The organism is Halomonas huangheensis (genome assembly GCF_001431725.1).
In the GTDB taxonomy this organism is placed as follows: Bacteria; Pseudomonadota; Gammaproteobacteria; order Pseudomonadales; family Halomonadaceae; genus Halomonas; species Halomonas huangheensis.
In genome coordinates, this window is the sequence record NZ_CP013106.1 from 1,876,321 (window position 1) to 1,890,388 (window position 14,068).

Below are 14,068 nucleotides of genomic sequence, written 5' to 3' on the forward strand. Positions count from 1 at the left end.
GAAATACAACAATTTGTCAGTGGTCTGCCCATTTCCAATAAAATCCGTCACAATAGCGCCCTTTATCGCGCCGCTGGCGACCAAAACAAGCGAAAGCGACCTCTCACATGACGAACAATGATCCTTCCCGTACCCAATGGCTTGGGCGCTGGGGCTTTGTAATGGCTGCGACCGGCTCTGCGGTCGGGCTAGGTAATATCTGGAAATTCCCGTACATGACTGGCGAATACGGAGGCGGTGCCTTCGTGCTGGTCTATCTCGTCTGCATTCTCTCGGTCGGGGTACCGGTGATGATGAGCGAGATTGCCTTCGGTCGTCGCGGTCGGGGCAGCCCTGTCGATGCCTTCAGGCGTCTCGTCAAGGAATCTGGACGTACCTCGCTATGGTCTGCTCTGGGCTGGATGGCGATGCTGTGCGGCTTCATGATCCTGTGCTTCTATGTGGTTGTCGCCGGTTGGTCATTCTCCTATCTGTGGAAGATGCTCTCTGGTGGCCTGGCAGGCACCAGCGTTGATGATATGGCGGCGATCTTTGGTGCCAACAACGCCAACCCCTGGAACCTCGGTGGTTGGAGTACGCTGGTCACCGTGCTGACCATGGTCATCGTTGGCAAGGGCGTGCAAGGCGGGATCGAGCGCAGCACCAGCTGGATGATGCCAGGCATGGTGGTGATGTTGCTGATCATGATCATCTACGGCATGTTCTCGGGTGGTTTCTCCGCTGCGGTGAACTTCCTGTTTGCCTTCAATGCCTCGAATCTGAGTAGCGAAGGGATGCTGGCAGCGATGGGCCATGCATTCTTTACGCTATCGCTGGCATCGGGGGCCATCCTCACCTACGGTAGCTATCTTCCGCGTCGTGCATCCATTGCGCGTACAACCCTTACCGTAGCAGTGGCCGATACGTTAGTGGCGTTGATGGCGGGCCTGGCTATCTTCCCGGCTATCTTTGCCAATGGCATGGAACCCAATAGTGGTCCGGGACTGATTTTCATGAGTCTACCGTTGGCCTTCCAGGCGATGCCATTTGGCCAACTGTTCGGCACATTGTTCTTCGTCATGCTGGCGATGGCCGCGCTGACGTCGTCGATCTCGATGGTGGAAGCCACCATTTCGTGGCTGACCGATAATGCCGGCATCAGCCGCCGTGCGGCATCCTGGGGAACAGGCGTCGTATTGTGGCTGATCAGTACTCTGGCAATGCTGTCTTTCAACGTCGGTGCCGAATGGACCCTGCTGGGTATGCACTTCTTCGATTGGCTGGATTACCTGACCTCGAGGCTGATGATGCCGCTGGGTGGCCTGGGCATGGTGGTGTTGGCCGGGTTTGTGCTCAACAAGCATGTCATGCGTGATGAGCTGGCCGTCTCGCCGCGCGTCTATGCACTGTGGCTGTTCATGGTGCGTTATGTCAGCCCGTTGGGCATTCTGGTGATCTTCATCAATGCTCTGGGCGTCGCGAGTGTCAACTTCTCGACGCATTGGCCGATTCTGCTCGCGGTGCTGGTGGTGATCATGGTGCTGGGGGAGTTGGCTAGTCCGCGCCTGCGTCACCTGTGTCAATCAGGAGCTGGAACGGACCGCTGAAACTGAAGTGGTTCTGAGCTGCCATCAAGAGCGCCGCGATCTCCTGGAGACGCGGCGCTCTTGTCTTCATGGATATCTATCGGCGAGGGATATACGGTTTGAGTCATAAGCGCTACTGGTTTTAATGCCTTTATGGCATAATTCGGCTTTTCCGAGTCAGTCAGTTGCATAGGTGCTGATTGACCCACCTCAACGATTGATCGATTGTCGCGAGCCGCCCGGAATGCGGCCGTTGCTGGAGTTACCGATGGTCCCTCATCAGGCGTCTCTGCCGACTTCTTCTGGCTTTCCCGCTGGTCTGGTGTGCCTGGTCGGTGCTGGCCCCGGCGACCCGGAGTTGCTGACACTCAAGGCCTGGCGCCGTTTGCGTGAGGCCGATGTGGTCTTGCATGACCGCCTGGTCAGTCAGGAAATTCTTGATCTGGTGCCGGATCATGCGGAACTGCTGTATGTCGGCAAGGCGAGTGCCAATCACAGCGTGCCACAAGAGGATATCAACCAGGCGTTGGTCGACTGGGCTCGGCAGGGCAAGCGGGTTGTTCGTCTCAAGGGCGGTGACCCGTTCATTTTTGGCCGCGGCGGTGAGGAACTCGAGACCCTGGCTGAAGTCGGAGTCATGGTTGAAGTGGTTCCCGGGATTACGGCGGCATCAGGTTGTGGTGCCTACGCTGGTATTCCGCTGACCCATCGTGATCATGCTCAATCGGTGCGCTTCATCACCGGACACCTCAAACAGGGGAGTTGTGATCTCGACTGGCCGACCCTCGCAACTCCCGGGCAGACACTGGTTTTCTATATGGGGCTGGGCACGATTGATATCATCGGGCAACGATTGATCCAGCACGGCCTTTCGCCACAAACTCCGGCAGCATTGGTTGAGCAGGGCACCACCAGGCGACAGAAGGTGCATATTTCCACAATTGCTGATTTGCCGCTTCTCAAGGAGCAGGATAATATTCAGCCGCCCACGTTGATAATTGTCGGCAGTGTAGTTGCACTGCACAAGAAACTGGCCTGGTTTGATAATGAGCGCGCAGGGAGCAGTGGGTGGATGCAAGGCAAGCATCCTTCGCCATCCGAGTAGAGACTCGGGATAACGCTGGTGGTCTTTACCAGTGGATAAGCGCCAGGCCCCCATGACACGACGTCAAGTCGACATGAGGTGAGTGAATGAAGAACGTTTTTCGGTGCGTATATGCACCGCGTGGCACTGTTGCCGTCGCCATTGTGACCCTTGGTTTGCTATTGACGGCTCCTCTCTCTTCTGCAATGGCGCAGGCTAGCGGAGAAGAAGTGGATGTGATGAAAATCGAGACCCAGGACGGGCGTGCGTCTTTCTACGCCGACCGCTTCCAGGGGCGCACCACCGCGAGCGGGGATTCCTTCGATCAACGGGCCTTGACTGCAGCGCATCGTAGTCTGCCTTTCGGTACCAAGGTACTGGTCACCCGTGAGGATACCGGTCAGTCGGTGGAAGTCGAGATCAACGACCGCGGGCCCTTCGTCAAGGGGCGTATCATTGATCTGTCCAAGAGTGCCGCCCGAGAGCTGGGCATGGTGAGCCGAGGCACCGCGCCAGTGCGCCTGACCTATCTGCCCTGAAGCCGTTCGGCGAGCAGGGACTACAGTAGTCAGACCCACAGGTACGATGAGGATCCGTCCTCTACCACACCTCCGACCCCTTTCGGGGCTCGGAGGTGTTTCTGTATCCATTTTCCGGAATTATGCATTTTCCGGAATTGAGTCGATCCGTATCTATAGTGATCCCGAGCCGGTGTCGATTCTCAGTCATCCATACTCCCGGACCAGTGCTCCACCCAGCTTATGGGCTATCCGGCTCGCCGATCAAATCGCCAGAGAATTCCCGTTGCCAGCGACTCAACATGGCGCGGCGCTTTAGGTCGTCGAGAGTGGCCAATAGTGCTGGGCTCAGAGGCATGGGTCTGAGGCCCTCAGCATATCGGCGCTGCAGCGCGGTGGCGGTGCCCGGCCCGTTCAACTGTGGATGCAGGGCGGCGATATCACCTTCATCGGCAAGGACTCCTTGTCCCTCCAGGCTGAGCAGGTAGTCGATGAAGCGTCGTGCCGCGCCAGGATTCGGCGCGAGTTGTGGTACGAATGCCAGCCGCTGGATGACCAGCGCATAGTCGTCGGGAATGACCCAGCGCAATCCCGGGGCGGCTTCGACGCTCTTGCGGACATAGCTCCCCAGCAGGTTGTATCCGATCAGAAAACGGCCGTCATGTAACCCGTCGAGCATTTCTCCAGTGGTTCCGACCAGCTGAGTATCAGCGCTTCCCAACGCCGCGATCAGGTCCCAGTAACGAGGCGAGAGCCGTGACTCCTCGATGGCATAGGTATAGCCCGCACCGCTGGCGACGGGATCGTAGGTCACGATACGTCCGCGTAGGGCATCACTATGCCGGGAAACCATGTTCAACAGGTCTGCATGGCTGTTGATGGTCCCAAAGCGTTCCTCTGCCTCTCGATTGACGACCATGACGATTGGCTCGAAGGTGAAGGCAAACAGCTCCTGACGCCACTTGGCCCAGCTCGGCCAGCTCCTGGCATTTGGGGTGATGATGGATTGGGCGTTGCCGTCATTGACCAGTCGGTATTGCCACGGCATTGCCGAAGACATCACAACATCTGGTTCGTCTGGACTGGCAAGGAATCGTTCATGGAGCGCTAGAGTCGTCAGGTTGCGATAGGTGACGTCGTACTGAGGATAGCGGCGGTGGAAATCCTCCAGCAGAGGGCGTGCGTAGGGCAGGTCGAAGGCAGCATGGATGACCAGCGGAGACGAAGGCTCGACGGTTGCCTCAAGGTGGAACTCTTCCACGGCAGCGACCATCAGCGACTGTCCCCAGATCAACAGCGCCAACAGGCAGCGTATCATTATCGATCCTCCGTGGAGCTTGCGACTGGAGGGGCGGGAAACTCCAGACAGACCATCAGGCCCGGTGTGGGCTGTTGCCGGGCGGCCAGCAGTCTGAGCCGCGCGCCGTGGCTCCGGCTGATGCCATCAACGATGGCCAATCCAAGGCCGGAACCATCGCCGTGCTGTTGTCCACGATGGAAGGGGCGTAGCGCCAGCAAACGTTGCTGTGGTGGGATGCCGGGACCATCATCCTCGACACACAGGCGGGGGGGCGAGGCATTGACCCGGATGGTGACCTGGTCGGCGCCGTATGTGCAGGCGTTATCAATCAGGTTGGCGAGCGCCTCGGCCAATTGCCAATCGAGGCCTTGCACCCAGACATCCTCGTCACATGCTTCGAGTCCCAGGTCGACATTGCGGCGGTGGCACCGCTGCCAGTGTTCTCGTACCGCTTCACGGGCGATGGCGTTGAGATCAGTCGGTACCAGTTCGGGCTGGTACTCCGGGTTATCCAGGCGCGTCAGTGACAATAGCTGTATTGCCAGCCGCGAGGCTTTGGTGCTGGTGGCCTGCATGGCAACCAGCGCTTCACGCCATACCTCGGGGTTATCCTGTCGCAGGGCCAGCTCGGCACGAGCCGATAGGCCTGTCATTGGAGTGCGCAACTGGTGGGAAGCATCGCCGATAAAACGTTCCTGGTTGGCTTTTACTCGACGCATACGGGCCAGTAATTCATTGAGGGTATCGCGTAGTTCAGCAAGCTCGCGAGGGAGCTTCAGTTCCAGGGGTTGTAAGGTGCGTGGGTCGCGGGCCCGGATCTGCCGGCGTAGCCGAGTGAGCGGAGCCAGGGCAAAGCGAACTGCGATCATGAGAGCGGCGAGGGTCAGGACTGCCAATGCCAGCATATAGGCGACACTTTGCCGAAACAGTGCCCAGCTGAGGGCGTCGCGGCCTTCTCGGGTATGAGCTACGCGAACTTCGAAGGTTTCGCGGACCCTCCAGTCCTCGAGTCGTGAACGGCGTACGCCCTGACGCAGCGCCATGCCCTGCAGCTGGATATCGCGATACAGCAGCGTATCGCCATCACGTTGATCGGGACGAGGATCGCCGGGCAGTGGCGCGTTGCCGGTCACCTGGTGCCCCTGAGCGTCAACCAGGGTGTAGAACACGCGTTCGTCATTCTGGGTCGCGATCATTTCCAGTGCCGCTGGTGGCAGATCCAGCCACAGACGATCATCCTGCCACTGCACTTCCTCGGAAATCGCCAGTGAAGCGGCTTCAAGCAGACGATCAAAAGCGGTGTCAGCGGTGCGTCGGGCATCTATCCAGGCCTGCCAGAGTACCAGTGAGCCAACCGCGAGCATTGGCAACAACATCCAGATCAACAGGCGGCGATGCAGGGAGTCGCGGACCGTCATGACGCTTCCAGCAGGTAGCCAAGACCACGTACCGTACGCAGTTGAACGTCGTGGGTGCTGAGCCGTTTACGCAGGCGGTGGATGTAGACCTCGATGGCGTTGTCTCCGAACTCCTCCTCGGCAAAGGCTTCCCTGGCCAGAGTGGCCTTGTCGACAGGCTGTCCGGCGTGGCGCATCAGGCATGCCAGTAATCGTTGTTCTCTGGGTGGTAAGGCCAGTGGTTGGCCATCGAGACTGAAGCGTTGAGCCATGCTGTCGAAGATCAGCGGCCCGACGCTCAGCAAGTTGCTGGGAGTATGGCGACGCAGCAGGGCACGCACTCGCGCTTCGAGTTCCTCCAGCGAAAACGGTTTGGCAAGATAGTCGTCAGCGCCGAGGTCGAGCCCGCGCACGCGATCCTCGATGGCTCCGCGTGCAGTCAGTATCAATACAGGGGTGGCACGATCGTGGCGGCGTAGGGCCTCGAGAATTTCCAGGCCTCCACGTCCCGGAAGGTTGAGGTCCAGCAGTACCAACTCATGCCCATGTGCGTTACGGAGAGCGTCGTAGGCCCGGTCTCCGTGGTCCAGGTGTTCGATATCATGGCCGCCGTGACGCAAGGCATCGACCAGAGTGTCCGCCAATAGACGATCGTCCTCGACCAGCAGTATGGTCATAGGTCATCTCCCGGGGACGCCCCCTGATGCAATTGGTGAGTGGCTGTCTTCAGTAGCCTGACACAGTCGGTACTCTCCAGACGCCCGGCAGGACCCGATAGGGCCAGCCACAGGTCCGGGGCAAGGGCATCACCTCCGTCCAGCTGTTGGCAGAGCATCTCGCCTCCTGCCATCCTGAGCTGCGGGTCATGGACAGACTGGCAGGACCATTGCGTGCCCGGTGTCAGGTCGTGGCGCAGCGCCTGGTCGGGTGGTAACGCCACTAGACTGCACAGCACTCCACCATCGCTCACTTCCAGCAGGCTTGCGGTTTCACCCGATTGCCTGGCCAGTTTATCGAGCACGGGTTGTACACGCAGCGCCAGATCACGGCTGGGAGGGTGGCGACGTGCCAAACGTAACGGCGTGCCCCCCATGCGCCAGCGGCCATCCTCACCACGGCGGGTATAGTCAAAACGCTCCAGCGATCCGAGCAATCGCAGCAGGGTACTCTTGTAGTACCCGGTGGCTTGAGCGAGCTCGGCAAGACTGAAACTTTCTTTTCTCGAATCAAAGGTTTCGAGCACAGTCAATGCCCGCTCGACGGCTTCCACTCTGTCCTGTGCCACGCGCCTTCTCCCATCGGCAATGACCTGGCGGCCTGCATACAACTTTGGTCTTGATTATGTATATCCGCGTTGACCAACAGCGAACAGCGGATTAGCTTTCTGTTCTAAGGAATGATGTTCTGCCTTACAGAATTGTAAGGTGAGCGTAAGGATTCCGCAAGTGGTGTGGTGATGATCCACCGCCAACATTGGGCCGCTACGCCACAAGGCCATCAACAGCACACAAGGCCATCAACAACATCATCAACGATACGATCAACAACAGTCGGCCGTTCCAGAAATGGCTGTTGCTCTGACAACATTCGCTCTGGCAACACTCGCTTTGGCAACACTCGCTTTGGCAACATTTGCTTTGACAACAAGAGGGGACTCATCCATGTCCAACAATACGCCACTCAAATTGCTTGCTGTCGTCGCTCTGACGGCAGGAACTTCAACGGCTTTTGCCTTCGAGCCTTCTGGTAAGGTCGAATGTCTTGCCCCGGCTGATCCGGGTGGCGGCTGGGACTTCACCTGCCGCAGTGTCGGCACCGTACTCGAAGATCTGGATCTGGTGCCGCGTAGTGTGCAGACCGTCAACATGGCAGGTGCTGGCGGTGGTGTGGCCTATGCCCACGTGGTGAGCAAGCGCGCTGGTGATGAACAGCTGCTGGTTGCTGCTTCCACTGCCACTACCACACGCCTTGCCCAGGGGCAGTTCCCGGGCATGGATGCTGACATGGTCAACTGGGTGGGTGCTCTAGGTGCCGATTATGGGGTTATCGCTGTGAGCGCCGACTCTGAGTATCAGAACCTCAATGACCTGATGGATGCCATCAAGGAAGACCCGCGTGCGGTGAAGTTTGCCGGTGGTAGTGCCAAAGGTGGCTGGGATCATCTCAAGGTGCTGATTGCCGCCCAGGCCGCTGGCGTCGATAACCTGCCGCGCATTCCTTACCTGTCGTACAACAACGGCGGTGAGGCCATGACTCAGGTAGTCGGTGGTCATGTCGATGCCTTCACTGGCGATATCACTGAAGCACAAGGTTTCTGGGAATCCGGTGATCTGCGCATTATTGCAGTGCTGTCCGATGAGCGCCTGCCGGGTGATTTCAGCGAAATTCCTACTGCTAAAGAGCAGGGTATCGATGCAGTCGGTCCCAACTGGCGCGGCTTCTATATGCCTACGGATATTTCCGATGAGGCCAGGCAGTATTGGGTTGATGCCATGGATACCATCTATGAGAGCGAAGAATGGCAAGCCGTCATGCAGAACAATGGTTTGATGCCGTTCCATATGAGCGCGGGTGAATTCGAGACCTTCGTCAAGGATCAGATTGAAGACATCAATCAGCTGTCCAAAGACATCGGGCTGATCCAGCAATGAGTTATTTCAACGACCGCTTTTTCGGCATCCTGTTGATCGTCCTGGCCGTCGCGTACGGCTGGGCCGCTTCCCAGTTTCCGGTGCCCTTCGGTGGCAGTGAGGTCGTTGGGCCTGAGACTTTCCCGCATCTACTTGCCGTAGTGCTGGGAGTTTCGAGTCTGTACCTGTTGGTACGCCCTGACCCGGATCACTCCTGGCCATGGAGCCGCACCGGTATTGAGTTGATCATTGCACTGGTGGTGCTGGCCCTTTACGCCGCGGCCCTTGAGCCGTTGGGCTTCATCATCAGTACCACGCTGGCGGTGGGCACGCTGTGCTGGCGCATGGGAGCTCGTCCGGTCAAGGCCTATGTGACTGGTGCCGTCGCGGGTGTGGTGGTGTTCCTGATCTTCGACTTTGCGCTTGACCTACCTCTGCCGCTGGGTCTGCTGTCGTTCCTGGAGGTGGGTTGATGGAAACGCTTGGCTTTCTGATTGACGGTTTCGGTGTCGCTCTGGCGCCGGAAAACCTGATGTTCGCGCTATTGGGGGCCTTCCTCGGCACCCTGATTGGCGCCTTGCCCGGCCTCGGCCCGGCAAACGGTGTGGCGATCCTGATTCCACTGGCCTTCACTCTGGGCCTGCGCGCAGATACTTCGCTGATCATGCTGACCTCGGTTTACGCCGGTGCCATGTACGGCGGACGCATTTCGTCGATCCTGCTCAATATTCCCGGTGATGAACCGGCGATGATGACCTGCCTCGACGGCTACCCGATGGCCCAGAAGGGCAAGGCCGCCGAGGCGCTGGCGATTTCGGCGATTGCTTCCTTTATCGGCAGCCTGATCGCGACGATTGGTCTGATTCTGCTGGCGCCGATCCTGGCTGACTTTGCCTTGACCTTTGGTCCTGCCGAGTACTTCGCGCTCTTCCTGCTGGCCTTCGCCACTCTCGGCGGGATTACCGGCAAGAATCCGGTGAAAACCGTGATTGCAGCCTGTCTTGGCCTGATGATTGCCACCGTGGGCATCGACAATACCGGTGTGCAGCGCTACACCTTCGGCGTGCTCGAGCTCTACGAGGGTGTGGACTTCATTATCGTGATCGTTGGTCTGTTCGCTATTTCCGAGCTGCTGACCTTCATCGAAGAGCGTGCCGGCAAAGGCCACAAGACCATCAAGGTCAATGGTCTCAAGCTGAGCTTCAAGGACATCGTGGCGATTCTGCCGACCAGTCTGCGCGGCAGTGTGCTGGGCTTCATTGCCGGTGTATTGCCAGGGGCTGGCGCATCACTGGGCAGTTTCATCAGCTATACGCTGGAAAAGAAGATTCTCGGTGACAAGGGACAATTCGGCACCGGTGACCCGCGCGGCGTGGCAGCCCCGGAGGCGGGCAACAATGGCGCGTCCAGTGGTGCATTGGTACCGATGCTGACGCTGGGTGTACCAGGTAGTGGCACCACGGCAGTACTACTGGCGCTGTTGATCTCCCAGAACATCACGCCGGGTCCGTTGATGTTCACCCAGCATGCCGACATCGTGTGGGGCGTCATTGCTGCGCTGCTGATTGGTAACTTCCTGCTGCTGGTACTCAACATCCCGCTGGTTGGGTTGTTTGTCCGGTTGCTGTCGGTGCCGCCGATGTTTCTGTTGCCGATCGTGACCATGGTGGCATTCGTCGGGATCTACTCGATCAGCAATACCACCTTCGATCTGTACTTCATGGTCGCCTTCGGCTTCGCCGGTTACATCCTGCGCAAGCTGGAAATCCCGCTGGTTCCGGTGATTCTTGGGCTGCTGTTGGGCCCGGAGATGGAGAAGAACCTGCGTCACGCCATGGATATTTCCGACGGCGACTGGACGATCCTGTGGAGCAGCGGCCTGGCAATTGGCCTGTGGGCCTTCGCCATTCTGGGACTGGTGCTGCCTTATATCATCGGGCCGATCCTGCGCAAGCGCATGCAGATCAAGACGGGAGCGACGGGCGACTGATCCGATCGCGCACCACATTCAAGCCCGTCATTCCATATAGACAGGGCTGGTATAAACAGGGCTGCGGCTCAGCAACCCATCTCCTTTCGGGGCACCATCATGGTGCCCTTTTTCGTGTTGCACCGGTTTCGCTCACTGCGCTGGTGCAGGTCTTGCGGTTGTTTGTCCTTCATCCTGCCATGTATTGGTGCGACTCCTCGTCAGCTCGGCTGAAGCGGGCCGCGGGGTGTCGGTGATGCACTGTCGGGGCAGGCGTTCTGCGCTTATATGGCACGGGTATTGCAACCGGGTATTGCAGAAGAGTTGATGGACGGTAGTGGGTTGCGTCCTTACATACCTGTACGCCAGCGCGTTATCCGTATTCGCTCTTTATCCGTACGTGCCCTTTATTCGTACGCACGCTGCTTGAACCGTAACCGTGAACATCGCGCGCTTCGCGCGATGCATGACAACAATGATCGCAGAAGCCGATACCTGCTGGAGGTCTTCATGAGCCGCACTCTTGAACCTGATTCCTGCCGTCCTTTCGTTCACCGCCTGGTCGGCAGCCTTGCGCTGTCGACGTTGGCACTGAGTCTTTCCGCTACGGCAATTGCCCAGCAGCAGGACGAGCCGATCAAGGTCGGTATCCTGCATTCGCTGACCGGTACGATGGCGATCAGTGAGTCGACCCTCAAGGACACCATGCTGATGTTGATCGAACAGCAGAATGCTGAAGGTGGTCTGCTCGGTCGGCAGCTCGAGCCCGTGGTGGTCGATCCGGCTTCCAACTGGCCGCTGTTTGCCGAGAAGGCTCGCGAGCTGCTGGCTCAGGATGAGGTGGATGTGATCTTCGGCAACTGGACATCGGTATCGCGCAAGTCGGTATTGCCCGTCGTCGAGGAGCTGAATGGACTGCTGTTCTACCCAGTGCAGTATGAAGGCGAGGAGTCTTCCGAGAATGTCTTTTATACCGGGGCAGCGCCCAATCAGCAGGCGATACCTGCGGTCGACTATCTAATGAACGAAGTTGGCGTCGAGCGTTGGGTACTGGCGGGTACTGACTATGTCTATCCACGTACTACCAACCGTATTCTCGAAGCCTATCTGAGTGCCAATGGTGTCAGCGACGACGACATCATGGTCAATTACACGCCATTCGGGCATTCCGATTGGCAGAACATCGTCTCCGAGATCAAGGAGTTTGGCTCGGCGGGCAAGAAGACCGCAGTGGTCTCTACCATCAACGGCGATGCCAATGTGCCGTTCTACCGGGAACTGGCCAATCAGGGGGTGGATGCTGCCGACATTCCGGTGGTCGCGTTCTCGGTGGGCGAACAGGAACTGTCAGGTATTGATACGGCACCGTTGGTAGGCCACCTGGCGGCATGGAATTACTTCATGAGCGTCGACGATGACGCCAACTACGATTTCATCGACGCCTGGTATGACTATACCGGCGATGATGAGGCAGTCACCAACGACCCGATGGAAGCGCACTACATCGGCTTCAACATGTGGCTCGAAGCGGTCCGTAAGGCGGGGACCACCGAAGTCGATGCGGTCAAGGATGCCATCATCGGTGTCAGCGTACCCAACTTGACCGGCGGCTACGCCACCATGATGCCCAACCATCACATCACCAAGCCGGTATTGATCGGTGAGATTCAGGATAACGGTCAGTTCTCGGTGGTCTGGGAGACACCTTCCACCGTGGCTGGAGATGCGTGGTCGGATTTCCTGCCGGGCTCGCGGGACTTGATCAGTGACTGGCGTGCCCCGATGCGCTGCGGAAACTACAACGTCGTCGACGGTCGTTGTGGAGCTGGCTCATCAGAAGCCGTTGCCAGCCAGTAATCCGGCCACTGCCACTCCGGTGCCCTGCAGGGCACCGGCTCACGTTTCCCGCCAGCTGTCGGCATCGATTTTTCGTTTGATTCAGTCGGCAGATTGGCTGCAACAGGAACTGACCATGCGCATGTTATCCGCTCGAAGCGGGCTCACCGGCCTGGTGCTGGCCGGACTGATGTGGCTGAGCGTCGGTATCGCAGCGGCGCAGACCAATGATTCCTCCGTCGAGAGTCCGGACGCGGGGACGGTTCTGCTCACGGAATTGAGCGAGGCCGACTATCGCGACAAGCAGAATGTTATCGACAGGATCGTCGCCAGTGGCGATGACCGCAGTCGTCGGTGGTTGGAGAGTCTCGCCGACGGTAAATTGCAGCGTCTCAAGGATGGCAGTGGCTTCGTCATTGTGTTGGAGAATCGTGGACGCGAATGGCCAGTCGCTGATGCTCTGACCTTCGAGGCGGCCGGCGAAGTGTCGCGTCGTGAGCTTGACCGTCTCCGCATCAATAATGCGTTGCGCGGTTACCTGGCCAGCACCCTGGCGCTGTTCGACTTACGCGTCGAGGACCCTCGTGCGCGCCTGGCCGCAGCGCGAAACCTGGTGGGGGAGGTGGATGCCGCTAGTCTGGAACCCATCGAGCGGCTGCTCGCTGAGGAAACCGATAAACGGATTGCTGAAACACTGGCGCAGGCTGTTGCAATCCAGCGCCTTGGCCAGGGTGATGTCAACGCCATCGAAGTGCTTTCCGGAAGTCTGGATGCGCGAGTGCGCGCCGCTCTGAGTCAGGCTGCTCGCAGTAACGATTCGCAGTTGGCTGCAGCCGCATCGGACGCATTGGCGGGGATAGATCAGCGGCTCAAGCTCAATAGCGCTGCGGAAACGCTGTACTTCGGCTTGTCGCTGGGGTCGGTGCTGGTGCTGGCGGCGATTGGCCTCGCTATCACTTTCGGCGTGATGGGCGTGATCAACATGGCACACGGTGAACTGATCATGCTGGGAGCCTACACCACCTGGGCCATGCAACAGCTGATGCCGGGGCAGCCGGGCCTCGCGCTGTTGCTATCGATTCCCGCAGGCTTCCTGGTGGCGGCATTGGTCGGTGTGGCTATCGAGCGTAGCGTGATTCAGTTCCTCAAGGGACGACCGTTGGAAACCCTGCTGGCGACGTTCGGTGTCAGCCTGATTCTTCAGCAGCTGGTACGTACCGTCATCTCTCCTCTCAACCGCAGTGTCACCACACCAGAGTGGATGAGCGGTTCGCTGATGATCAATGAGGGCCTGTCGCTGACCCTCAACCGTCTCTATGTGCTGGGCTTTGCATTGCTGGTATTCGCGGCTCTGATGCTGGTCATGAGGCGCACTCGTCTGGGCCTGGAGGTGCGTGCGGTGACTCAGAATCGCGCTATGGCTCGTGCCATGGGCATCCGCGCCACGCGGGTCGATATCCTGACCTTTGCGCTTGGCTCCGGGGTAGCAGGCCTGGCCGGAGTGGCGCTTTCCCAATTGACCAATGTTGGCCCCAATCTGGGCCAGAACTACATCATCGACTCTTTCATGGTGGTGGTCTTCGGTGGCGTCGGCAACCTGTGGGGCACGCTGGTGGCTGGGCTGTCACTCGGCGTCATCAATCAGATCCTTGAGCCCTGGGCTGGTGCGGTGCTGGCCAAGATCCTGGTGCTGATCTTCATCATCCTGTTTATCCAGAAACGCCCGCGCGGACTCTTTCCGCAGAAGGGCCGTGCCGCGGAGGGTTGAG

At 58.8% G+C, this 14,068-nt stretch carries 12 protein-coding genes; 8 read left to right on the forward strand and 4 right to left on the reverse strand.

Annotated features, from left to right (window positions below):
• Positions 1 to 107 precede the first annotated feature (107 nt).
• The 3 genes from AR456_RS08400 to AR456_RS08410 all read left to right on the forward strand — a co-directional run bounded on the left by AR456_RS08400 (position 108) and on the right by AR456_RS08410 (position 3,188).
• Positions 108 to 1,586, forward strand: coding sequence for a sodium-dependent transporter (locus AR456_RS08400; RefSeq protein WP_031208858.1), 1,479 nt, complete (start codon positions 108 to 110; stop codon positions 1,584 to 1,586).
• 247 nt (positions 1,587 to 1,833) lie between these two features.
• Positions 1,834 to 2,670, forward strand: a complete 837-nt coding sequence (gene cobA / locus AR456_RS08405) for a uroporphyrinogen-III C-methyltransferase (protein WP_021820980.1) — start codon at positions 1,834 to 1,836, stop codon at positions 2,668 to 2,670.
• Positions 2,671 to 2,855: 185 nt separating this feature from the next.
• Positions 2,856 to 3,188 (forward strand): septal ring lytic transglycosylase RlpA family protein, encoded by a 333-nt coding sequence (locus AR456_RS08410; protein WP_051995807.1) that lies wholly within the window; start codon positions 2,856 to 2,858, stop codon positions 3,186 to 3,188.
• 220 nt (positions 3,189 to 3,408) lie between these two features.
• Here AR456_RS08410 and AR456_RS08415 read toward each other — a convergent pair whose 3' ends face one another.
• From AR456_RS08415 to AR456_RS08430, 4 genes are read right to left on the reverse strand one after another with little or no spacing between them, the layout of a single operon-like run.
• Complete coding sequence (locus AR456_RS08415; RefSeq protein ID WP_021820982.1) at positions 3,409 to 4,485, reverse strand: ABC transporter substrate-binding protein; 1,077 nt, start codon at positions 4,483 to 4,485, stop codon at positions 3,409 to 3,411.
• Positions 4,485 to 5,885, reverse strand: a complete 1,401-nt coding sequence (locus AR456_RS08420; RefSeq protein ID WP_021820983.1) for a sensor histidine kinase — start codon at positions 5,883 to 5,885, stop codon at positions 4,485 to 4,487. The genes AR456_RS08415 and AR456_RS08420 overlap by 1 nt, the downstream gene beginning before the upstream one ends.
• Complete coding sequence (locus AR456_RS08425) at positions 5,882 to 6,541, reverse strand: response regulator transcription factor (RefSeq protein ID WP_021820984.1); 660 nt, start codon at positions 6,539 to 6,541, stop codon at positions 5,882 to 5,884. The genes AR456_RS08420 and AR456_RS08425 overlap by 4 nt, the downstream gene beginning before the upstream one ends.
• Entirely contained in the window at positions 6,538 to 7,149 is a 612-nt protein-coding gene (locus AR456_RS08430; RefSeq protein WP_031208859.1) for a helix-turn-helix domain-containing protein, read from the reverse strand. The genes AR456_RS08425 and AR456_RS08430 overlap by 4 nt, the downstream gene beginning before the upstream one ends.
• Positions 7,150 to 7,525: 376 nt before the next feature.
• On the opposite strand from AR456_RS08430, the gene AR456_RS08435 reads away from it, so the two are divergent.
• From AR456_RS08435 to urtB, 5 genes are all read left to right on the forward strand, one after another.
• Complete coding sequence (locus AR456_RS08435; protein WP_021820986.1) at positions 7,526 to 8,515, forward strand: Bug family tripartite tricarboxylate transporter substrate binding protein; 990 nt, start codon at positions 7,526 to 7,528, stop codon at positions 8,513 to 8,515.
• Complete coding sequence (locus AR456_RS08440; RefSeq protein WP_021820987.1) at positions 8,512 to 8,967, forward strand: tripartite tricarboxylate transporter TctB family protein; 456 nt, start codon at positions 8,512 to 8,514, stop codon at positions 8,965 to 8,967. Before AR456_RS08435 ends, AR456_RS08440 begins: the two co-directional genes overlap by 4 nt.
• On the forward strand, positions 8,967 to 10,484 hold the full coding sequence (locus AR456_RS08445) for a tripartite tricarboxylate transporter permease (RefSeq protein ID WP_021820988.1): 1,518 nt from the start codon (positions 8,967 to 8,969) through the stop codon (positions 10,482 to 10,484). The genes AR456_RS08440 and AR456_RS08445 overlap by 1 nt, the downstream gene beginning before the upstream one ends.
• Positions 10,485 to 10,973: 489 nt before the next feature.
• Positions 10,974 to 12,320 (forward strand): urea ABC transporter substrate-binding protein, encoded by a 1,347-nt coding sequence (urtA, locus tag AR456_RS08450; RefSeq protein ID WP_051995809.1) that lies wholly within the window; start codon positions 10,974 to 10,976, stop codon positions 12,318 to 12,320.
• Between the two features lie 115 nt (positions 12,321 to 12,435).
• On the forward strand, positions 12,436 to 14,067 hold the full coding sequence (gene urtB / locus AR456_RS08455) for an urea ABC transporter permease subunit UrtB (protein WP_021820990.1): 1,632 nt from the start codon (positions 12,436 to 12,438) through the stop codon (positions 14,065 to 14,067).
• Position 14,068 lies beyond the last annotated feature (1 nt).